A 23,746-nucleotide genomic window follows, 5' to 3' on the forward strand; every position below is an offset into this window, starting at 1 on the left:
CGATAGGAGCGATTATCGATGATTACTCAACTTAATCAGAATAACATTGAACGATGGGATTTTTTTGAACTGTCATTAATAGGACCAACCCATGGTAACCCGTATAAGGATATTCAAGTAGAGGCGGAGTTTCGACATAAGCATCGAAAGGTAAGAGTTGACGGATTTTATGACGGGAACGGTATATATAATATTCGTTTTATGCCGGACACCGAGGGTGTGTGGACATACGAAGTACACAGTCAATGCCCTGAGTTGAGTGGTGCGTGTGGCAGTTTTGAGTGTATCCCAGCAGCTGAAAGCAATCACGGTCCAGTGAGAATTCGTGATGCATCCCGATTTGTTTACGAAGACGGAACAGCCTATCTGCCGTTCGGAACAACGTGTTATGTTTGGACCCACCAAGAGGAGGCGTTGCAGGAACAAACCCTGCAAGCCTTAAGTAAGTCACCTTTTAACAAAATTCGTATGTGTATATTTCCGAAGCATTATAGCTTTAACACGAACGAACCGGATTGTTTTCCGTTTGTAGGTTCGCAAGCGGACGGATTCGATTGGACATGTTTTGATCCTGCTTACTTTCAAAAATTAGAGAAGCGAATATTAGAACTGCAGCGGCTAGGCATCGAAGCCGATTTAATCTTATTTCACCCTTATGATAAAGGACACTGGTGTTTTGACCGTATGGATGCCGAGACAGACGAGTTCTATCTGCGTTACATAATAGCCCGCTTGGGATCGTTCAGAAATATTTGGTGGTCCTTGGCAAACGAATTTGATTTTATGAAAACGAAAACGATGGAGGACTGGGATCGGTTTTTCCGAATTGTACAAGAATGCGACCCTTATCAGCATCTACGGTCCATACATAACGGAACCAAAATGTATGATCCAACCAATCTAGTCCTGTATGACCATTCCAAGCCTTGGGTTACCCATGTAAGTATGCAGTACTGGGAGCTAACCCCGATGCACGCTTGGCGCAAGCAGTACAAAAAGCCTGTGATAGTGGATGAATGCTGCTATGAAGGAAATCTGCCGCAGCGCTGGGGAAACATTACAGGTCAAGATATGACAGCACGCTTCTGGGATGGATTTACCCGTGGCGGATATGTGGGTCATGGTGAGACTTTCTTGCATGCTGAAGAGATTGTATGGTGGTCCAAAGGTGGAGAGTTACATGGGGGAAGCCCAGAGCGCATTGCGTTTTTAAAGGAAATTATGGAGGAGGCACCGCAATCTATGAGTCCGATAGAAACTTTCTATGATGCTCCAACTATCGGTATTAATGGTGAGTACTACTTGCAGTATTTCGGCCTACACTGTCCTGCCTACCGTCAACTTCCATTACCAGAAGATCAGCTGTTTAAGATTGAAGTAATTGATACATGGCAGATGACAGTTACTCCAATGGAAGGTTCCTACAGTGGCCTGACCCGTGTCGATCTTCCTGGAACACCGTACATGGCAATCCGGGTCTGTGCTATTGAAAAACAGGAGCAATGAGGCGTGCATAAGAAGTATTTGATTTAGCAGCTTTGAAAGTAATACCCAAAAGCTGAAGTCTCCCATCAGGACTTCAGCTTTTTACGTGTGAAAAGATATCCAATTACGTTGCTTCGTATACACAATGTCAAGAAGTAAGTTGTTGTCGGGGGGTTCCGGTTTTTGATATATGAACTTCTACTTACTACCTCCTTATTTTTACATGCTCAAGCCGTTTGTTTGGCTAGGCTCATTTCGACACACATGAGAATAAATGCGCCTGCGCCATGCAAATCATTTTCGCTAGTCGGACGGGCGATATAGTGGGCGTAGTCCCCAATCCCTGTACCGATGCAGATCTGGCCGATGATCACATGACCGTTCTCGTCGAACTTCAGCGTATCAATTACCCCTTGATAGCCTTTCCAGGCATAAACCAAATACTTTGCGTCCAGATAGCCTAACCGCACTGCTTTGGCAATGGCATGAACGTACAGGGCTGTACAGGAGTTTTCCAGCCAATTATCTTCCATATCACCTTTGTCAACAACTTGATACCACAGACCTGTGGCGGTATCTTGATAATGTGTTAAGGCGATGAGAAGGTTTTGAAGGATGTTAGTGAGTTGTACTTTATCCTTATGGTCCTCAGGGAGGTATTCGAACATCTCAAGCAAAGCGACAGGGTACCAGCCGATTGCGCGACCCCAGAACTCCGGTGCCAAGCCTGTTGCAGGGTCAGCCCAAGCAGCAGTTTTGGTTTCATCCCAACCGTGGTATAACAGGCCTGTGTTAGAGTCCTTGGTATGCTTCTCCATCAAAATCGCTTGGTAGGTCATCATGTCAAAATATTCGCTCTCACCGAAGGTCTTGCCGAATTGGACGGCAATCGGTCCAGCCATATACAACCCGTCCAGCCACATTTGATTCGGATAATGTCCCTTATGCCAGAATCCGCCGGATGGATTAGTTCTCCATGACTTTAAAAGAGGTACTAGCGTGTACAGAGCTTTTTTATATCGCTCATCGCCCGTTTGTTCTAACAGGTTAAAGAGAAGTACACCAGGTTGAATATCATCCAGTTCATCTGGGTTGTACTTCTTAATGCTACCGTCCGTAAGTACCTGGCTGTCCACCCACCGTTTCATATAGTCATAATATTTATTGTTTTTGGTTTCTCGCCAGCACTTCTCCATTCCTGAAAGAAAGACGCCTTGATGATAGTGGAACCTATCCGGCGGTAGATATTCAGGCTCAAATTTGAACATTAACGCCTCGCAGGCCTTCTCAGCCCATTGAATGGGGGTTCGTGTCTCTATTTCTGTATGTTTGGTCTGCCTATTAGCTTCTGAAGAACTCATTTGGTTCATTCCTCCTTCTTGTAATAAGTCTATTTTAACAGAGGAATATGTACATTTTTTGCTGAAACCATTTCATTCTTCTTATATCTTGTAGTAAATAAATAGAGGCGTATAATAAATGGCAAATCGAATGAAAGGAAGAGCACAAAATGGGTGATTTTCAATTCGATAACCGTGAAGGTACCTTCTCGGTATCTTATAGGAAAGCATTGAGTCATCATATGCCGAACAGTCATTTTCATAGTACATTTGAAGTCTTCTATTTGATAGCCGGCAAACGGGAATTCTTTATTAAGGATAGAACGATAGTGATCAACGAGGGGGATGTCATCATTATCTCTCCGAATATTTTGCACAGGACAACCAATACGGAAATGCCTAAGCATGAACGGCTCATCGTGAATATTCATGAGAACTATATGGCCTCAGTGAATGCTTCGTATAGAGACATTTTGCAACCGCTGTTTGAAAATGAGTATCTCATTGTGAAATGTTCTCTGTCTGATAAGCTTGCCATCGAGGCGCTTGGGCAAAGTATCAGGCAGGAGATGCAGGAGAAGAAGATGGGCTTCGAGATGTATGCACAGACTTTGGTGCTGCAGATGCTCATGATTTGCTGCCGGCATGTCATAAAAAACAGCATAGAAACGATGGAATCTCCAAGCTCCATGCATGAAAGAATCTCGGAGGTTGTCCGCTATATCAACAATTACTATATGCAGGAGTTATCGCTTCATCTGCTTGCAGAGAAATTTTATGTCAGCCCTTATTATTTAAGTCGTTTTTTTAAAGAAGCGACAGGTTTTACGTTCGTGGAGTATTTGAACAGTGTCAGGGTCAAGGAGGCAAAGAAGCTTCTTGAACGAACCTCGATGAAAGTCAGCCTGATTGGCAAGAAAGTCGGCTTTGGCAGTGTTACACATTTTGGCCGTGTATTTAAGTCAGTTACGAGACATGCCCCGTTATATTACAGGAAGAATAAGTAGAGTTTGTAAAATCTGTGGATTTCAAGGGAGTGTCGGAAAATAGCTCAAACGAAGCTAATTTTCGATACTCCCTTTTTGGTGCGCACAGCATATCTGTGTTGTTGGCTGTTGGAGTTTTTGAAGTAATTGAGATTGTCAAGATACAGCATCGTATACTAGGTAATCATTAAAGGAGGGATTCTGGTATGAGGATTACGTTTAACCGTAAGTTCTCAAGCTGTCCGGTTCGCAATCTGTTCCATATGGATCAAGGTTAATAAATGTATATTGTTTGTAACGAACTAGCCCCATATATTTATCTATGTAAGTGTTTTCATTATTCCTGAGAAGGGGGATGCCATTGCTTGTTATTCATTCATTGATAGAATTGAAAAAAACGATTGCAGGGAGTCTTTACACGAAGAGGCTTTCACTGAAGAAGCGTGCAAAAAGTATATCAAAATAAGAGGTGTATGTATGATTAAAGCAAAGAGAGTAGTCAACTTTCTGATCAGCGTTCTTCTTGTGATTAGCATGTTACCAACAATCGCTTTTGCTGAGAAAGGCGACGATGTAGCTGCGCCCACAAGTGCTATGACCACAGGTTCTATGCATGCAGGCACTTGGTTTGAAACCGCTTACGCCACTTGGGCAGGTAAATCGGTTAGCGGATACCGGGCTTACGTCAGGACTTTGGGCGCTTATGACTGGAGAAATAACAGCCCAATCGCAGGCTGGCTTGAGGATTGGAAAGAAGTGGACGCTCAGCTTGTCCGTAAGGTGGATCCTGCCCGCAATATCTGGCGTGTGGACATTCCCGGTCTTCCAAGAGGAGAATACGAAATCCAAGTCAGGGCAACTGATGGCACGACGGTTCTTCACACATTCACCGATCTTGAAACTTGGTCTTTCCCGCGTAATGGTGCAGCGTTTGTGCCTTCCAACGCAAATACTTTCGAAGGAAGCCACACTTTTGCTCTCAATGGGGCCATAGGCGGATATTTGCCGGATGGCAGAGAGGATCCCAGTGCTAAAATAATCTATGTAACCCATGAAAATATGGGGGAAACTCTTCCATCGAATGTATTTTCAGCAAATAGAGGATCTACTGCAAATGCGAGAACACCTCTTGTCATTCGCTTCTTAGGTACTGTCGGCTCTTTTAAAACAGTCAACTCAACTGTTGCCAATTCCGGCACGGTAGGACCTCCGGGGTTAAACGCCAACCGTATGATTCAGGTCGGCCAGGGCAACGGCAATGTAACCTTGGAAGGTATTGGCCCCGACGCGACGATCTTCGGCTGGGGGATAAGCACCAGCGGCGCTCACAACGTGGTATTCAGCAACCTCCACTTCGACCAGTGGTTTGACGACGCCATAGAGATTAATGGCACAAGTACGACTGTAAGGGCTTCCAACGTATGGGTGCATAACACTACGTTTGGATACGGGCAGAACAAGCATCTCGCTCTGAATCAAGATCCTGACCAGGCGAAGGGTGATGGCGCAACAGACATAAGCAATCACGCGAGAAATTATACGGTTTCTTACAATAAATATGTCGAAAGCAGCAAGGTCTTGCTGATTGGCGGCGGCACCACTTCAATGAGCAATCACTATGGAACCATAGATCACAACTGGTTCGATGGCTCGGCGGAAAGGACCCCCCGTGTGCGAAACGGCAGGATTCACGTGTTTAACAACCTGTATGAAGATGTCCAGGGGACCGTATATCATAATCAGCTCTTGGACAGAAGCACGGGGTATGGTATTGGCGCGGCCCACAATGCTACCGTATGGGCGGAAGGCAATGTCTTTGAAAACGTCAATTTCCCATTCCTTAGAAGCCGCCAGGGCCATGCGAGGGGCTCTCAAGCTATTGATTATGTGCCCGGGCCCGGCGAAACCAGCACCGCTAACGCCGGATTTAACCATTTCTTTGGAGACGCTCCCGGCTTTATTATTGCAAAAGAGGATGTAACTGACGGCGACTTCCCTAGTAGTATAGCTGGCTTTAGAAATACCTCGGATTATATGTCCGGTCTTACAGATCAAGCCCTTCAGGACCTTAAGACTGCTGCTCTAAGCCTTCAGCCAAATGTTCTTGACGAAGCTTCTCAGGAGAACTTTGACCCGAAACTGGACATTGGTGTTGTGGTTGCTGCGGGTTCGACCACTACGAATCCGGCTATGACCACAAACCCACCTGCGCAATTGGATTGGTCATTCAGACCAACTGGTAGTGTCGTATGGCCAACAGGAACCCCGGAACAAGTGGAAGCTTTGAAACACGAGATTGAGACCTATTCCGGCGCAATGCTTGCATTGGCTCCCGATTCAGCTCCCGCGACTCCTGCAATTTCAGGCGTCAAAATCAACGACGAAGTGCGTTCTGCTTTCAGCGATGCTGCTGGCACATTTATACCTTCACCCGGCAAGGTTGTTGTCTACAAAGATACCTTTACAATTGATTGGGTTTCCAATGATGTTTCGACAGACCACTATGAAATTCAGTGGGATAAGGGAAGTAACAACTGGGAAACAATTGGAACCGTTGAAGCGAGCTCCAGGCCAACTACCTTTATCACGCAGAGTATTGACCAATTCGCCAACTTTAAAGCCATTTTGGCGCAGGCCGAAAGCAGAGACGCAACATATGCATTTAGGATAAAGGCGGTGAATGCCATCGGAGAAAGTGATTGGTCTACTATCTACGCAATAAGCGGCGATAATCAGTTGGTAACGTTTGACACCGACGGCGGTAGCGCAGTCGATCCGCAACGCGTGCACGTCGGCGACGCCATCACAGTTCCGGTGCGTCCTAAAAAGGACGGTTGGGTTTTTGTAGGCTGGTACACGGATAAAAACACCAGCGTCCATATGTGGGACTTTTTGAATGAAAAAGTGGCCGGTTCCACGGTGCTGCACGCAAAGTGGGTCCAGGTGGACGAGAAGCATCGCCTGCTGAACGCCTACGCCTCGACTGAAGAGCTTGAAAGCCCTTACGTCGCGTCAACGTTGCAGACCTTGGGAACGCTTTCCACAAACCAACGCGAATTGACGCTGCCCGAGGGCACGACGGTGTACGTTGCCCCCGGCGTGTACTGGACGGACTTGACGTATAGGGAAGGCGGCGTGATTGCAGGTCCGAATATCGGCCTCAGCATTTTGGGCGAAAACATCTCATTCATCGGCCTTACCGATGATGCTACAAACACGATCATCGCCGGTAACCGAGGCGAGGGGGGCGAGACCGGCTTAGGCGCGAGCGGCAGCTGGTATTCGCTTGGCATCTCCTCGGGCTTCCACAGCGAGAACATCACAATCGCAAACTACGCGCAGGAGGATTTGGTTTACCCACGCGATCCTTCACAGAATATAAAGAAGCGCATAGACTCCAAAAACCATGCCGAGGTTTTAACGAGAGCCAACGGCACGGGTGCGCCAGACAAGCTGTATTTTAAAAACACGCGATTCGTCGGCTATTTGAACATGATGCTTGGCCTTGCGCCCACCCGTGCGTATTTCTTAGACAGCTTTCTCCAATTAACAGACGACTCTATTTTCGCCGGCGGTGTCAATGTGTACGAGAACAGTACCTTCCACTTCTTCGGCAACCACCCGTCCGTCAGCGGTGCCGGTAACGGTGGCATCAACGTCCTGCTGGGTAGCAAAGTCGTCGGTATGCCGCAAATGACCAGTACGGATGTTTACCTTGCCAAGCAGTCCAACGCTATCGGCCCTAACGCGAACGGTATCTTTGCCATCATCGATACCCAGTTCACCGGCCGGATCGAATCTGTCGAGTGGGAAAACGTAGTGCGCGAGGACGCCCGCCACTTTGTGTCGAACAACACAATCGGCGAAGGACATGCGCCGCTCGTAATTAGCCCGTCCCAGCCGCAAACCTCTGTCACGCTTACTGGGAACGCCCTTAACGCTTTCAAGGTCGGCGAGGAATACAACGTGTATAACCTCTTAAAGGGTAATGACGGTTGGGACCCTAAAGGCCAGTACAACGCTGAGTGGGCACCTTACGCCCACCTGCCATATCGATTCTTAGTCGGCGCAACGGGTAAAACCATGTATTCCGACAAAACAGACAACACCAACAGGGCTGTTTTGACTCCCGCCCCAGCTCCGGCGGATTCCGTCGATGTAAAAAATACCGTTTGGTCGTACGATACCAATCTTTTGAACGGCACAGTCGACGCTGCGACAGGCGTAATTACACTGACCGCCAAGCCCAACAATACTGGCGCTATTGTTAAGACGATTGTGACGGGTACGCTTCCAAGCGGCATCTCGGGCGGCGCGACGCTTTACATCCGCCCGACGGCTGTCCCCGCGCCCGTAGTTACGGCGCCAATGATCGATATCAGCAAGAATCTTGCGACGCTCAGCTATGCGCTGAATCAGCTCGGATACAAGGACACCTCCGTCATCGAATGGTACCGCGAGACGGGACCCGATACTACAAACGGCATTCATATCGGCACGATGCGCAACGACGCTAACGGATTCTTCGTAGACGAACCATATAAAAACTACGCTGTTAATAAGTACGACGTAGGTTACTACCTGCGCGCCGTTATCACACCGAAGTATGAGTTCAGCTCCGCCGGCGCACCCATCACGATATACACCAAGCGTGCGGTCACGACGGACGACGTAACGGAAACGTCGTTGTACACTGACTTTAAAAATTTGTCTGTTACCAATGAAGACAATACCACCACGAAGGGCAGATGGTTCTTTGACCGCGTGAGCGGTACAGGAGTGCCGTGGGGATGGGGTATCGGAAGCAACGGCACGGATAAGATTTGGGGCCTTCAGAACAATTCCGGCGGTACGAATACCAGATTCGTGTTCGGACAACCCGGCAGCTACAGCGACATGTCACTGACCCTGAACTACTCCTCAAGCAAGGTAGAGGGCCAGGGCTTCGGCGGCAACGGCCAATTCATGGATATCTATGTGAAATATGATCCGGCGACCCGCAAGGGATACGGCCTGCGCGTAGAACGTACAGCTGCCGCCGGCTCGAACGCTACGTTATGGACGCTGTATAAATATGATGGCACCGGTCAGACACCTTTGAGCGAGCCACTTAAAACAGTGGCGTTTATGCCGAAGAGCACCATGACCGTTTCCGTTACAGGCAGCACCCTTCGCGTACAGGCCTCGACACTGTCCGAGAAGACGCCGCTGCAAATCGAACAAAATCTATCTAATTCGGTTGACATCTCGTGGACGGATGATACCGGCGCTTTGGGTAACAACATGCTCGGCGGCTTCGGTGTCCGCATTAACAACTCTGGCAACTCCTCTTACGAATACGGCAACACGGGCACCAATAACACCGTCATGCTGCACAACGTGCGAGTAGAAGCTTCCGAACTTACTTCAACAGATACGACAGTACCGGTTTGGCCTGTTGGAAGTACGCTTACTGCAAGCAATATTACCCAAACAGGTACAACACTTACATGGCCTTTGGCAACAGACAATGTAGGTGTAACCGGCTACAATATATATAATGGTTCGTCCCTTTTGCAGACAGTAACATCAGATGTATATTCATATGCAGTAACAGGGCTCACTGCGGGTACATCCTATACCTTAAGTGTAAAGGCTGTAGATGGTATGAATAATTTCTCAGAAGCAAAAATGGTTCATGTTACCACGCTTACTTCAACAGATACGACAGCACCGGTTTGGCCTACAGGAAGTACGCTCACTGCAAGTAACACTACCCGAACAGGGACAACACTTACATGGACTGCGGCAACAGACAATGTAGGTGTAACCGGCTACAACATATATAATGGTTCGTCTCTTTTGCAGACAGTAACATCAAACGTATATTCATATGAAGTAACAGGACTTACTGCGGGTACATCCTATACCTTTAATGTAAAGGCTGCAGATAGTGTGAATAATTTCTCAGAAGCAAAAACGGTTACTGTTACCACACTTGCTTCGACAGATACAACAGCACCGGCTTGGCCTGCAGGAAGTACGCTCACTGCAAGCAATACTACCCGAACAGGGACAACACTTACATGGACCGCAGCAACAGACAATGTAGGAGTAACTGATTACAAGGTATACAGTGGCTCAACGCCTCTTACAACAGTAACGAGTGGAGTATACAGCTATAATGTAACAGGTCTAGCAGCCGGAACTGTCTATACCTTCACCGTACAGGCATGGGATTCGGCAGGCAACTGGTCTACCAGTGGGCTGAGCATGACGGTAATGACAGAAGGGTATGATTACGATGATGACTCCTCTGGTCCTTCGGATACACCTTCAACACCGGCAACGCCAGCATCACCATCTACCCCAGGAGCACCAACAGAACCGACAACGCCAGCACCACCATCTGTACCGGAAACACCGTCATCAGTGGTAACGACTACGCCGGGCAAACCGGCATTCGATCTGAGCAAGCCTGAGTCGGTTACTTTATTGAAGGAGATTCTGGGAGAAAAAATAAGATCTTCTCATGAATCTGTAACGTTCGAAGATGTGCTCGATCATTGGTCAGCTGAAAGTATTTATGTGTTCTCGAAACTTGGTGTCGTTAATGGTTACGAGGATGGTACATTTAAGCCGGATGCTCAAATTACTCGTGGCGAGTTTGCTGCTATCGTTGCCAAAACCTTCAATATCGGTACTGGTGAATTAAAGACTGCTCAGTTTAGTGATATCAACGGAAGCTGGGCGAAAGAAGCGGTCCTGGCACTTGCATCAAATGGTATCATTAACGGATATGAAGATGGCAAATTCCACCCTGAAGCTAACATTACTCGTGCAGAAATGGTTGCCATTATTGCCAGAATCATTAACTTGACGACAGTTCAAGGAACAAGCAGCACTGTGTTCACTGATCTCGGCGATTCATGGAATAAAGACCAGATTGAAGCGGCAGCAAAGGCCGGTATTATTAACGGTGTAGGCGAAGATTCCTTTGCTCCGGACAAAAACTCGACTCGTGCCGAAGCATTAACCGTACTGCTTCGCTCCTTAAAATTGAACCCTGAAATTGCTTCTTTGATTGATTCATTGAAATAGAAAAAAGTAGTTGGGTATTTCACCCCGACACCTCAGACTGTCGAGAGAGTCTCGGCAGTCTTTCTTTAAGTACTTATTTCAATGCACCACAGCGTTAATTTAGTAAAATATGAAACGCGCTCGTCCTAAAAGGACGACAAAGTCGTTTATCCTTGTTTGCGCCACATACTCCTTTTTTAACTTGGCTGACTCGCCTAGATTTAAATCGGCAAAGATTAAATCTTGCAGATTGACTGGCGGTTGCGCCGAGCCCTATGCTAAAAACAACAGCAAGCAACGCAAACTTTAGGACAGGATAGGAGACTTCTTATGGACACCTCGGCCGCACAATCCGTTATAAAGCCGCAGCCCCACTCCCACTCGGAACGTTCCGTCTGGGCTAAGATGATGAAGAGCAAACTGACTTATCTTATGATCCTTCCGGGGTTGATTTATTTCCTCATCTTCAAATACTTGCCGATGTGGGGACTAATTATTGCCTTCCAGGATTACCAGCCGTTTCTTGGCATTCGAGGCAGCCAATGGGTAGGTTTAGAGCATTTCGAACGGCTGTTCAGCGAGCCAACGTTCTGGATGCTGTTCCGCAATACAATCATGTTATTTGTGCTTAATCTCATCTTTTTCTTTCCAGTGCCGATTATGTTGGCGCTGATGCTGAACGAAGTGCGGGTCAAATATTTTCAGCGCACGGTGCAGACGCTTATTTACATTCCGCACTTTATGTCTTGGGCGATTGTTGTCTCGCTGACGTATGTAATGTTCACGACGCAAGGCGGCTTGATCAATGAATGGCTGGCTTCGATGGGCTTTGCCAAAATCAGCTTCCTGACGGAAGTAGCGTGGTTCCGCCCGCTATATGTGATGCAGGTGATCTGGCGAGAAGCGGGTTGGGGCACCATTATTTACTTGGCGGCTATAGCCGCAGTCGATACGCAGCTTTACGAAGCGGCCCGCATGGATGGAGCCGGACGGTTCCGCCAGCTCTGGCATGTGACGCTGCCGGCCATTCGCAGCACGATCTTCGTTTTGCTGATTCTGAAGGTAGGCGATATCCTTGAGTTGGGCTTCGATCACATCTTCCTGATGCTGAACGGGGCAAACCGTGAGGTGTCGGAAATATTTGATACCTACGTGTATACGGCCGGTTTGCGGCAAGGTCAATTCAGTTATAGCGCAGCTGTCGGGTTCTTCAAGGCGGTAGTGGGTCTGATAATGATCGTATTCGCCAACAAGCTCGCCAAAAAATACGGCGAAGAAGGCATTTATTAAGGAAGGAGCGGGTTTGACATGGTACATGACAAAACAGTTGGCAGCCGCCTGCTCGACATCTTTATCTACAGTTCGCTGACGATTTTTGCGCTAATCACTTTCTTGCCGTTCGTGCATGTAGTTGCAGGTTCGTTTGCCACTGTCGAGGAGATGTTGCAGAGGCAGTTTATCTTGTTACCCACGAAATTTTCACTTGATGCTTACCGGTATATCTTTTCAACGGATACGATTTTCAGGGCTTTGCTCGTGTCGATCGGCATTACAGCCGTCGGTACACTCGTCAGCATGACGCTGACTTCAATGATGGCTTACGGATTGTCCCGGCGCGATCTGTATGGACGGCGCACACTGATATTCCTCGTTGTGTTTACGATGATGTTCAGTGGCGGCATGATCCCGACCTTCCTTGTCGTCAAGTGGATGGGGCTGCTCGATTCGTATCCGGCGATGATCCTGCCGTCGGCGATCAGTGCGTTTAACCTGATTATCCTGCGCAACTTCTTCCAGAACATTCCCGACGGGCTGGAGGAATCGGCCAAGATTGACGGCTGCAACGATTTCGGCATCCTGTGGAGGATCGTCCTGCCTCTGTGTCTGCCCGCCATCGCGACGATCTCGCTGTTCTACGCAGTGTCGTACTGGAACATGTTCCAGCAGGCGGTATTGTATATCAACGATTCTGAAAAATGGCCGATCCAAGTGCTGTTAAGACAAATTGTTATCGTCTCCAGCGGCTTGCAGGCGGACACCTCGGAGCTGGGCGGAGATTTTGTGCCTCCGCCGGAGCATACGATCAAGATGGCAGTTGTAGTGGTTGCGACACTGCCGATTCTAATCGTGTATCCGTTCCTGCAGAAGCACTTTGCTAAGGGCGCTATGCTCGGTTCGATCAAGGGCTGACGCCTCGGCAACTTCAGTAGATCCCTACCCGAGAGGGCGGGTGTACTATACATGCTTTGCAAATTCTATTATGGGGGGTCAAAAACATGAAGAAATCGGCAAGTAAAAATTGGATGTCAACGGTCTCAATTCTCGCTGCAGTCTCGCTAATAGCTACAGCATGCGGGGGGAAAGAGGAAACGCCAAAGGAAAGCGAGGCAAGCGCCAGCGCTGCTCCTGTCAATATTACCTGGACAACGCCGCTCTATACACAATCTGTTCCAAAAGATACGGTGCTGAAGCTGATTGAAGAGAAGGTTGGCGCCAAGTTTGATATTACGTGGGTGCCAGATGCGGTCAAGGAAGACAAGTTGAATACGGCGCTAGCGTCCGGCACGCTGACCAAAATTGTAGCGGTACAGGACATCAAGATGTCTTCGTTCCAGAGCGCTGTGAAGGCCGGCATGTTCTGGGAGATCGGGCCACTGCTCAAGGATTATCCGAACCTGAACAAAGTAAATCCGACCACACTTGGGAACATAAAAATTAATGGCAAAGTTTACGGCATCCCGCGCGAACGTCCGCTGTCGCGTCAAGGAATTGTCGTACGTCAGGACTGGCTGAATAATCTCGGCCTACAGCAGCCCAAGACGATCGACGACCTCTATAACGTATTGAAAGCGTTCACGCTTAACGATCCGGACAAAAACGGCAAAAACGATACGTTTGGCCTGACGGAGCGTAACGATCTGAAGTTTGGCGCGTTTAAGACGGTATCCTCCTACTTCGGTACCCCAAACGAATGGGGCTTGAAGGACGGCAAGTTGGTGCCGGAATTTATGTTCCCGCAGTATATCGAGACAATGAAATTTTTCAATAAGTTGTATAAGGAAAAGCTGATGAACGATGACTTTGCCGTGACGAGCAAAACGCAGCAATGGGAGAAGTTTTCCAAAGGTCAGGCAGGGCTGTACGTCGGCAATATGGTAGACGGCAAAAATTTGTTCAATGACAGCTCGAAAATTAATCCGAATGTTAAAATCGATATCTTCAACCGCATCGCAGGCCCGGACGGCAAAGAAGCTGTATGGGCGCAGGCGGGGCATAACGGCATGTTCGTTTTCCCGAAAACGTCGATCAAAACGGAGGATGAGTTGAAGCAAATTCTTACCGTGATGGACAAAATGAACACGGTTGAAGTGTTCAACTTGATGAGAGTCGGCATTGAGGGTGTACATCACAAGCTGCTGGGAGACGGCAAATTCGAGGAAATCGCGGGAGCGAAAGATGCATTCGAGCAGGAAGTTCGTCCGCTGGACTCGATCATCGGCCTCGATCTGACGAACCTGAAAGCTGCCAACGATCCACTACGCGAGAAATATGAGGCGCTTACGCTCGACAATGACAAGATGGTTGTAGCCAACCCGGCGGAAGCTCTAGTCTCCGACACGCTGACAACTCGTGGGACCGAGTTGAAAAAAATTATCGACGACGCAACAATCAAATTAATTATGGGTCAATTGGATGAAGCTGGCTTCCAGTCGGAAGTGACGAAGTGGCAGAAAAACGGAGGAGACAAAATTATCGAGGAGCTTAATGCTTCTTACGCTGAGTCCAAATAATTGCATACTTACCCATGCGGCTGCGCTCCTCGAGGAGGCGGCCGCATTTGTATGAACGTAAGAGGTTGAAATCCGCGTATGCATATTATGCATCTCTAGGCTATGATATAATGAAACTATTGTTCATAAAACGCTTTCATGTGAGAATTATTATAGAGAAGCTTGGCTGAGATGCTACCAGGGGAGGTGCGCCATGTCAAAGTTTTTGTCACGACTGCTCACGTTCAGTATACTCTTGGGTGCAATACCCATTATTTTTATAGGTGTAATTTCTTACCTCATTGCTTCCGGCGACATCGAGGACAAGGTCAAGGAGGGCAATGAGCAGATTTTACTGCAGACGCAGATGCGGGTGGAGCAGGTGATGCGGACGCTGGAGCTGTCAGCTGTCCAGTATGCCAATTCTCCGTTAATATTGAAATCGATTACAGAAACGCTGACTCCCGACAATTTCCAGCAAGTGCGCGATTTGTCGCAGGGATTGTACAGCTTGCAGTCGTTCGGGAGTATCAGAGAGGCGTATCTAATCAGCTTGAACAGCGGCTGGTCGATCAATTTCCGCTCCTTCCAGCCGTTTGAGTCTTTGTTGAACCACGATGAGCTGGCGACATATGCCAGGCTTCCGAACAGCTTGAACTGGATAGCAACGGTGACTAATGAGTCGGCTTATCCCGAGCAATTGCCCGAACGAATTATCCGTATGGTGCTGAAAATTCCGTTCGTACAAGCCGAGCGTCCCCAAGGGCTGATTGTGACCGAACTGCCTGAAAACGAGATCAAGCAGCTGCTGACAGAGTCGGTGAACTTCGGAGAAATGATGGTCCTGGATGAGAAGGGGAATGACTTCCTGTATAGCGAAGAAGTGGGGAAGGCGGAACGTGGCATCATTGCTCGGGAAATTTTTTCAGCTTCCCAGCTTACGGCCGGTCATGGCTCCTTCGAAATCGAGCGCGGAGGGGAAAGCGTGCTTGTGACGTACCGCGTCTCTCCTTACAATAACTGGGTGTACGCTTCGGTTGTATCGATCAGCGAAATTACGAAGCAGTCGCGCAATATCGGCTGGATTACGTTTTTTGCCTGTCTGCTGATTCTGCTGGCTGTAGCGAGTTTTGGATTTTACGGAAGTCGCCGCATCTATTCGCCTGTTCATCGGTTGTTTGAATTTACGAGAGAGATTGAGCCGGAGTCCTCGGGAGAAAGTCGGCCGGCGACGGGCAAAGGCAAGGATGAATTTGTGTGGATCGAAGACCGGCTGCGACAATTGTCCAGCAAAGGGCAGCAGCTTCAGCAGCAAATTCGTGGACAATATACGCAACTAAAAGAGTTTTTTATGCTAAAACTGTTTACCGGTCAATTGTCGGAAAGCGACTATGCGTACCGATCGTCGATGTATGGGTTGCCTACGAAGTGGAAAAAACTCGGCGTATTGACGCTGCAGATTGATACACTGGAAAGCACGCGTTATGGCGAGCACGATCGCGAGTTGCTGCTGTTCGCCATCAACAATATTGTCGCAGAGCTGGTCAGCGAGGAGCACCCGTTTAGTCCAATTGTGCTTGGCCAGTCACAAGTGACGCTTCTTATCCTAAAAGGGGATAGTGATCCGGTATCGCAAAAACAGGAGTTACATGAGCTAGCCGGCGTTATTAAAGCAAAGGTGGACGAATATTTGCAGCTGACTGTTAGCATCGGCATCAGTAGACCGTTCGTGCATATTACCGACGCGATGAAGGCGTACACCGAAAGTTTGGAAGCGTTGAAGGTAAGAATCAGCCTGGGCAGCGATCTGATTATTCATGCGGAGGATATCGAGAGCGGAAAGGAATTGAAGGCTGCCATCTATGCGCAACTCAAGTTCATGGAGGATCAGCTTGTAAATTCCGTGAAGCAAGGGAATCGGGAGAAGGCGGACGCTCTGTTCGGCGAATATATTGCAGCGATCATTGTGAGAGATGTACATTTTAATGAATATCCAGTGCTGATGCTGCAGCTTGTGTCCAATATCTATCAGCTCGTGCATGAGCAGGGCAGTACGGTACAAAAAGCGTTGGGCGATGGGGCGATGGTAGAGGAGTTCTTGAAGCAGACGACGCTAGATGCCATCGTGCGCTGGTTCAAGCAGCAACTGTTCGATCCGCTGTTTGCGTTTTTGGCGCAGCGGGCGGAAACGCAATACGTTGGTATTGCCAATCAGATGGTCAAAATGATTCATGAGCGCTATGAGGAAGAATTGTCGCTGGAGATGTGCGCATCTATATTGAATTTCCATCCCGTTTATTTGAGCAGGGTATTCAGAAAGGAGACGAGAGTCAACTTCGTCGATTATCTCGTCGAATACCGTATGACGATTGCGAAAAACTTGCTCGAGACAACGACGGACAAAGTATCCGAGATCGCCGAGCGACTACGTTATACAAATACTAGCTCGTTTATCCGGACTTTCCGCCGCATTACTAGCATGACGCCGGGACAATATCGGGGACAGTTTCAACAGAAATGAGAGATTGGCACGACGGAGGCAGGCTGCGACTGATGTCGACGTCGGCATTCGTGAGTGTGACAATCTTTCACTGTCCAGTATTTTGGTCTTGATAATATAAAATAAAGAAACGGGCGCTGATTCCATACGGGCGCCCGTTTCTCTTGTCTAGCGTTGTAGTACTCTGGCTATCATTGTGGCAAATTCGGCTCTCGTAATCGCTTGAGCTGGGCGGAATGTGCCGTCATCATATCCTGTGACGATCTTGTTAACTATAAGAGCATTGATATATGGGTATGACCAGGAATCCAACGGGACATCTGAGAATGAAACAGCACTACTGCCGCTTAGTTTGAATGCTCTGGCAACCAAGGCGGCCATCTCTGCCCGGTTAAGTCTGTCATCCGGCCGGAATGTGCCGTCATCATATCCGTTCATGAGGTCTGACTTCTCTGCGGCTCCGATGTAGCCTGCAGCCCAGTGCGAGGCAGGTACATCAGTAAAATCGCTTGTTTGCGGCTTTAGGCCAAGCTGAGTCGACAGCACTTTCACGGCCTCGGCGCGGGTAATGCTGAGGTCAGGACGGAAGCTGTCATCCGGGTAACCGGACAGCAATCCCTTCTTAATCAGGAGGACAATGCTATCCTCGGCCCAGTGTCCCTTCGTGTCGGTAAACGAGATCACTTCTGGTGAAGGCTTGTCGATAGTGCCGTCACCAGGCGTGGACGGCCCATTGCCTGGATTTGTCGGTCCGTTGCCAGGAACTGTCGGTCCGCTACCTGGAACTGTCGGTCCATTACCTGAGTCTATCGGTCCGTTGCCTGAATCTGAATGTTCATTGCCTGGGTCTAACGGTACGTTATTGTCTTTCTGAGTCAGCGCAGGCGCAAAGCTTGTATGACGGGAAGCCATGGTTTGCTGCTCTAGTGCATAGCCCATACCCAGAATGTTGGCGTCATCCCATGCTTTGCCTACAAGCTGCATAGAAATCGAATAGCCATTTGGATTTGTGCCTACAGGTACGATAACAGTTGGCAGTCCGACATTGGATGTCAGTACGCCGGTACCTCTGTCCGAGCTCAGCTGAGTAGCTGCACTGTCGTTGTTGTACACATCGCTTATAAATCCTGCATACACGACGCTGTCTACATCGTACTGATCCATCCAGCCTGCAATAATCTGTTTGTAGTTCTTTCTGTAATCGAGGTAGGCCTGTACCTGGCTTTCTGTCATTCGCGGACGCACTTGCAAGTTGCGCTGATTGTACAGCAGCACCTTAGGCGAGGCGAGCAGCTCGTCGCCGTTAGCAAATGGGAAATCCTTCTGTAGCTCGATGTAGCGCGCCCAGCCCTCGGCGCCGGTATTTCCCGGTGGGCTTGATCCGCCGCTAGGAGGCGTGCTCATTTCGACCAGAGTAGCTCCTGCCGCCTCCAGATCGGATAAATGTTGCAAAACTGCTTCACCCGTGCCGTCATCAGCGTACGAGGAAACGAATGAGGATGGAATATAGCCGATTCGCTTGCCTTGCAGGGCATTGCGATCAAGTGCTTCCGTCCAGTCGCTTGGCCTTTTTGTATCTGCCTCCTTTGTCAACAGCAAATCCAGTGGATCGGTTCCTGTAGTTGCATTAAGCAAATAAGTCAGGTCGGTGACGGTGCGGGCAATGGGTCCTGCATAGTCCTGTCCCCATGTCAGCGGCATAACACCGCGCGTGCTTGCCATGCCATCCGTTCCGCGGAAAGCCGTCAGACTAGCACCTACAGACGGTGCGTACAGCGAAACACCAGTTTGTGTACCCAAGGCTGCTGCTGCAAAGTTTGCCGCAACGGCTACTGCGGAGCCGCCGCTGGAACCGAACGAGGTTTTGGACGGATAGAGCGCATTCCAGGTTTGCATCCAGCCGCTTTCGCTGAAGCTGCCACTGTTGGCAAATTCTGAAAGATTGGTTTTGCCGATAAGGACGGCTCCTGCTTCTCTCAGCTTCTGAACCTGGTAAGCGTCTGCTTGGGGCTGCCAGCCCTCAAGTGCTTTGGTACCGCCGGTGGTCGGCATATCCTTTGTATCATAGAGATCCTTGATAGCAATCGGAATGCCAAGCAATTGGCCTCTCTTCCCCCCTTTGCGAGCTTGGTCCGCTGCCTGGGCCTGTTGGATAGCTGTTTCAGAGACGTGAAGGAAAGAATGGAAGCCCAACTGTCCAAAATCATATGCTGTAATGCGATCCAGATAAGCCCTTGTGATGTCTTCGGAGGTAGTAAAGCCTTTCTCCATAGCATCCTGCATTTGCGAAATGCTTTTGTTAAGCACATCGTAAGTGGAGGTTGTCACCGTAGGTGGTACGGCAGGAGCCGCCGGAATGTCAAGGCGAGTAACGGCTGCACAAGCAGCAGCATCATAACCAGCCAGGTTGGACAAGTCCCAGTTGCTTATTGTACACACCTGTGCAGGAGTCAGGTGCGTAAGATCAGGATTCTTCGCCAACTGGTCCAGCGAATCGGCAGCCTGTGTGAGTCCGGCTGCGCCTGTTTCTCCAGCCAGCACATATCTGGCAAGCGACTTGGTGTGGCCAGGCTCAATCGTCAGGCGATGGATAAAGCCGTAGAAGTTTGCATCATTGCCTGAAGTGGCCAGTGGAGTAGTGAAAGGATCCTTTTGCTGGTTGCCGGTGCCTTGCAACGCGCCTCCAAATGGAGCAGGCGAACCAAGAGCGACACCGATTGGACGATCTGCTGCTCTCGCGTTGGCTATCAACACCCATGAATCGTTGGAAGCGATGGCAGTGTCTCCGCTGGAGGTCGTTTTCACATTGGCGTAATATGGGCCTGTACCGTAGCCGAGTGATCCGCCGAAAGAAACATTGACCGTGATGGGCGAAGCGGTCGTATTGGTAAAGGTGTCAAAGAAACGTGTTTTGTTGTTTGTGCTATCAAAGTATATATCGCGTGTAATAAGTACATTGCCCAAATTAACAGATTGGGTAGTGGCAAATGTGTCATTGTTGTCAAATGTAAGTCCAAAACCTCTCATCATTTGGCCGTTCATGCGAGGTCCAGGTGTGGTGGACACTTGTACGAAAATATCGCCGAAGCCCTGTAAAGGTGTAGCGCTCGCTCTGCGAACACTGCCTGTATCGAGGTTAGGAGCAAAGGAATCATGGAATTCCCATTCCGTGCCGCTTTTCGATGTCAGTTTAGTTAACGCATATGCACTGTTGAACGGAGCCAATCCTGCGATGGCCATGGTAAGAGCGAGGGTTGCTGCAAAAGTGGTTTTTTTGCTCCAAGTACGTTTTACTGCGTGGGGGACTGGTAAATCTGAAGAAGACTGACCTTTATTGAGCCTCAAAATGTTCTTGATCTTAAACATTATGTTTCAACTCCCTCTAGTGAATATAGTGGGAATTCTAGCACTGCGTTACTATGACGTCAAGTATTTTGATATATTATGTTATATAAAATAACATTAACTTCAAGGAATGTTAATTACCAATGAAAATACGAGTGGAAGGGGTATTATAGAGTTAATTTTTTTGAAATTGTGTAAATATTAATGACACATAATTGACTCTACATAGATTTATAGCTCAACTATAGGAAAACTAGAGTTCAATAATGAGAGGGCTGCCATGAGGCAGCCCTCTGTTCAAGTAACGTCCAGTATAGGTCCTATTATTAACGTTATGTAAATGACATCTTTAATGATTTTGAATATAATTTGTTGCGACAACCACACCCTCTTCTTAGGTAGAAACCTTCAATTGGAAAAAAAATTACGGCAGATGGAGGCCATACGAATGGGCTACTGTTTGCATAGGATCAAAGGCTCCCACGAGTAGAAAGGTAGTTGATCGTATTGAAAATTGTTCTGAAGTGGGGATTATTAGGCCTCTTTACTATTGCAGCTGTTTTTCTGTTGAGTAATACGAGCAAAGCCTTTATTCACGAGGCTCCCGACAGGCTACAGCTTGGACTTAGCTCTACAACGACGATTGATAAAGTCGTATCCGAACTTCCCGCAAGCAAGATCGTCGATCCGAAAACGCGCATGATAACCATACCTTTCGGCAAAGTCGATGAATATAAAAAGATAGCCGTCGAAATTCCCGGTGTGCTCCAAGCGAAAGTTGTACCGCTAAAAAAGACAGAGCTTTCGTTTCGCTACTATCTGTTTTCTGTAAAGAATCTCTTGATTGACTACTCACATGGCAATTTAGGAATAATCCGCACCGGGGATTATTCCATCTCTGTAAAAAGCATATTAACGAAGACCATCATCCGCACTTTCTCTTATTTAATACCGGGCATTATAGCTGGGGTTTTGTTGTCAGTCTTATTATCAATGTTGGCTTCGCTTTGGCGGTTTACAGGGAGATTATTGGATTCCATCCACGCGTTATTGAGCGGTCTGCCTGACTTTCTGCTTATCACTCTCATTCAGCTCGTGTCCATTTATTTAACTCGATTGACGGGGAAAAACGAGATCCTTATCGCGCAATACGGTAATAACATACCGTTCACGATTCCCTTTCTTACGATCGCCTTCATTCCCTGTTTCTTGATATATGGGACGCTACGGCTGTCGATCGAACGTGAGATGACACAGGATTACATCACGACGGCACAGGCCAAAGGATTGTCTAGTTGGGAAATTCTATTTCATCACGTTATTCGAAATATCATAGAGGACCTCTTGATGGTGCTTCCTAAAGCGACAACATTGGCACTCGCAAGCATGGTAGTTGCGGAAGCGATGTGCGATATTCTTGGGCTCGGCGGATATATTGTAAGTCCGAGAATGCAAAATGTTAGCGCCACTCCGATCTTTTGCATTGTATTGGCGGTTCTGGCAATTCTTTTTCATGCCATGTATGCGTTGCTCGGCAAACTCTTTGTCGTGAAGATCAAGGAGAGTGTATAAGCCATGAAGAAAAAAACTTCGAAAATATTCTATTTTTCTTGCGCGATTCTCATTCTCGTCCTATTAGTAGCTGCTATCGGTGGAAGTTTGAAGCCCCATGGTCTTACGAATGCCGATAAAGTCGTCCTGACAACGAAGATAAACGACGGTAAAATGGATTTCGAAACTCCGCCTTACTCGCCGAATGCTACTTATCTTCTAGGGAGCGATCATAGGGGATTCGATATGTTGAGCCTGCTTATGAACGGATTGAAATATACGTTGGCGAATGCCGCATTATTGACAGTTTTAAGATTCATTGTCGCGATTCCGCTTGGTATGTGGTCAGGGACGACAGGTAAAGGCGGCGGTGCATTGCGGGCCATGCATTGGGTAATCTCTGCCGTTCCGGCATTTTTGTTTCTATATCCGCCACTCGTAGGCATGTTCTTCGGACTTGGCTTGAATGAGGTGAACAAAGCGGATCCTCACGACTTGATGTTATTCACGATCGTCTATTTCGTCATGATGACCGTCCTAGGTATCTTTCCACTCGCTTATCAAATTAAAGAAAGAAGCAGCTTCTACAATAGGAAACCATACGTTGAAACGTCCCGGTTGATGGGCAGCTCGACATTTCATATAATCGTAAGACACATTCTCTCCAGCATGCGACTTGAATTGCTTTATATGCTGATAAGCGAATTCATCATCGTGCTCTTCCTTATGGGACAATTAGCGATTTTCAATATCATTATAGGTGGTTCGGAGACGTTGATGATGTCAGAGCCAGGAGAACCACCTTATATTATCTATTTGACAACGACCGGCGAGTGGACCTCGTTGCTCGCTTATGGAGCTAAGTACATCCGAAATTTTCCTTTTATTTTAATTGAAACGGGAATTGCTTTCGCGATCTTAATTCTTTCCTTGCAATTTTTCCTGAATCAATTCAAGAAACGGACTCAATAATGCTTGTCAATAACAATCGAATTATCGTGGAAGTAGAACGAAAGACATCGATAGGTTTGAAACTGAAATGAAAAGCCTATCTCTCACACTTGCTCATTCTTCATTGTTGATTAATCAATATATCTTGACAAAACATACTGTAACAAATAGTATTACAGTATACAAATTTTGAATAGAGGACACAAAACATGAAATGTAAAATCAATCGAAATGCTGCAAATGTATTAAAAAATATGCTGAGTAGTAAAGAAGCGGCTGAGGGGAAGATGATTCGTGTTTTTATTACACAGAATCATGGAGATCATGCTCATTATGATATAAAGCTGGATACACCAACTGAACATGATGAAATCGTAAAAACAGACAAAGACATTGAAATTGTATTAGATAAACGCGAAGACCTCTTAGATGGGGTTTGGATTCAGTACTTTTATGTGCCTGATGAAGGTTTCTTCATAACAAATCCTTCTACAGGTTTTCATGACAAATAAAGGTAGGAAATATTAATGTTCAATAACGGGATGCAAAAGAATATTTTATAGCACAAGAGCTGCATTGAAGCAGCTCTTTTTTTCGTTTCATCACTGATGAAAGTCGACCTGGCAGATTAAACAATTGGCACGGTACATATGGTCGATCGTACGATCTCCGCATGCGTTTGAATAATGCCAGGCGAAATTGTTTTTATTCGAGTACTTTCGGGGAGGTTCCTTGGAGCAGGCCTTGCTCACATGCGTA

Annotated in this window: 12 protein-coding genes; 10 read left to right on the forward strand and 2 right to left on the reverse strand. The window is 47.6% G+C overall.

From position 1 onward, the window contains the following. The first annotated feature begins 18 nt into the window (after positions 1-18). On the forward strand, positions 19-1,506 hold the full coding sequence (locus tag AC58VC_RS16695; RefSeq protein ID WP_497369884.1) for a DUF5605 domain-containing protein: 1,488 nt from the start codon (positions 19-21) through the stop codon (positions 1,504-1,506). A gap of 206 nt (positions 1,507-1,712) precedes the next feature. On the opposite strand, the gene AC58VC_RS16700 is transcribed toward AC58VC_RS16695, so the two are convergent. Next, entirely contained in the window at positions 1,713-2,846 is a 1,134-nt protein-coding gene (locus AC58VC_RS16700; protein WP_497369885.1) for a glycoside hydrolase family 88/105 protein, read from the reverse strand. Between the two features lie 149 nt (positions 2,847-2,995). Here AC58VC_RS16700 and AC58VC_RS16705 point away from each other — a divergent pair, with 149 nt between their 5' ends. From AC58VC_RS16705 to AC58VC_RS16730, 6 genes are all read left to right on the forward strand, one after another. Further along, the gene (locus AC58VC_RS16705; RefSeq protein WP_497369886.1) at positions 2,996-3,832 is read left to right on the forward strand and encodes a helix-turn-helix domain-containing protein; all 837 of its coding nucleotides are present in this window, start codon (positions 2,996-2,998) and stop codon (positions 3,830-3,832) included. 456 nt (positions 3,833-4,288) lie between these two features. Beyond that, positions 4,289-10,891: an S-layer homology domain-containing protein gene (locus AC58VC_RS16710; protein ID WP_497369887.1), complete on the forward strand. Its 6,603-nt coding sequence runs from the start codon at positions 4,289-4,291 to the stop codon at positions 10,889-10,891. Between the two features lie 309 nt (positions 10,892-11,200). Beyond that, entirely contained in the window at positions 11,201-12,160 is a 960-nt protein-coding gene (locus AC58VC_RS16715; protein ID WP_497369888.1) for an ABC transporter permease, read from the forward strand. Positions 12,161-12,178: 18 nt separating this feature from the next. Continuing rightward, a complete protein-coding gene (locus tag AC58VC_RS16720) occupies positions 12,179-13,060 on the forward strand; it encodes a carbohydrate ABC transporter permease (RefSeq protein ID WP_497369889.1) in 882 nt (293 codons plus the stop codon). 86 nt (positions 13,061-13,146) lie between these two features. Then, positions 13,147-14,661 (forward strand): extracellular solute-binding protein, encoded by a 1,515-nt coding sequence (locus AC58VC_RS16725; RefSeq protein WP_497369890.1) that lies wholly within the window; start codon positions 13,147-13,149, stop codon positions 14,659-14,661. Positions 14,662-14,854: 193 nt separating this feature from the next. After that, entirely contained in the window at positions 14,855-17,161 is a 2,307-nt protein-coding gene (locus AC58VC_RS16730) for an AraC family transcriptional regulator (RefSeq protein ID WP_497369891.1), read from the forward strand. Positions 17,162-17,308: 147 nt separating this feature from the next. Here AC58VC_RS16730 and AC58VC_RS16735 read toward each other — a convergent pair whose 3' ends face one another. Next, the gene (locus AC58VC_RS16735; RefSeq protein ID WP_497369892.1) at positions 17,309-20,506 is read right to left on the reverse strand and encodes an amidase family protein; all 3,198 of its coding nucleotides are present in this window, start codon (positions 20,504-20,506) and stop codon (positions 17,309-17,311) included. 477 nt (positions 20,507-20,983) lie between these two features. Here AC58VC_RS16735 and AC58VC_RS16740 point away from each other — a divergent pair, with 477 nt between their 5' ends. The 3 genes from AC58VC_RS16740 to AC58VC_RS16750 all read left to right on the forward strand — a co-directional run bounded on the left by AC58VC_RS16740 (position 20,984) and on the right by AC58VC_RS16750 (position 23,499). Beyond that, entirely contained in the window at positions 20,984-22,057 is a 1,074-nt protein-coding gene (locus tag AC58VC_RS16740; protein ID WP_497369893.1) for an ABC transporter permease subunit, read from the forward strand. 3 nt (positions 22,058-22,060) lie between these two features. Next, entirely contained in the window at positions 22,061-23,008 is a 948-nt protein-coding gene (locus AC58VC_RS16745; protein ID WP_497369894.1) for an ABC transporter permease subunit, read from the forward strand. A 188-nt stretch (positions 23,009-23,196) separates the two neighbouring features. Continuing rightward, entirely contained in the window at positions 23,197-23,499 is a 303-nt protein-coding gene (locus AC58VC_RS16750) for an iron-sulfur cluster assembly accessory protein (RefSeq protein ID WP_497369895.1), read from the forward strand. Positions 23,500-23,746: the final 247 nt, after the last annotated feature.

Source organism: Paenibacillus sp. J22R67, from assembly GCF_059692175.1.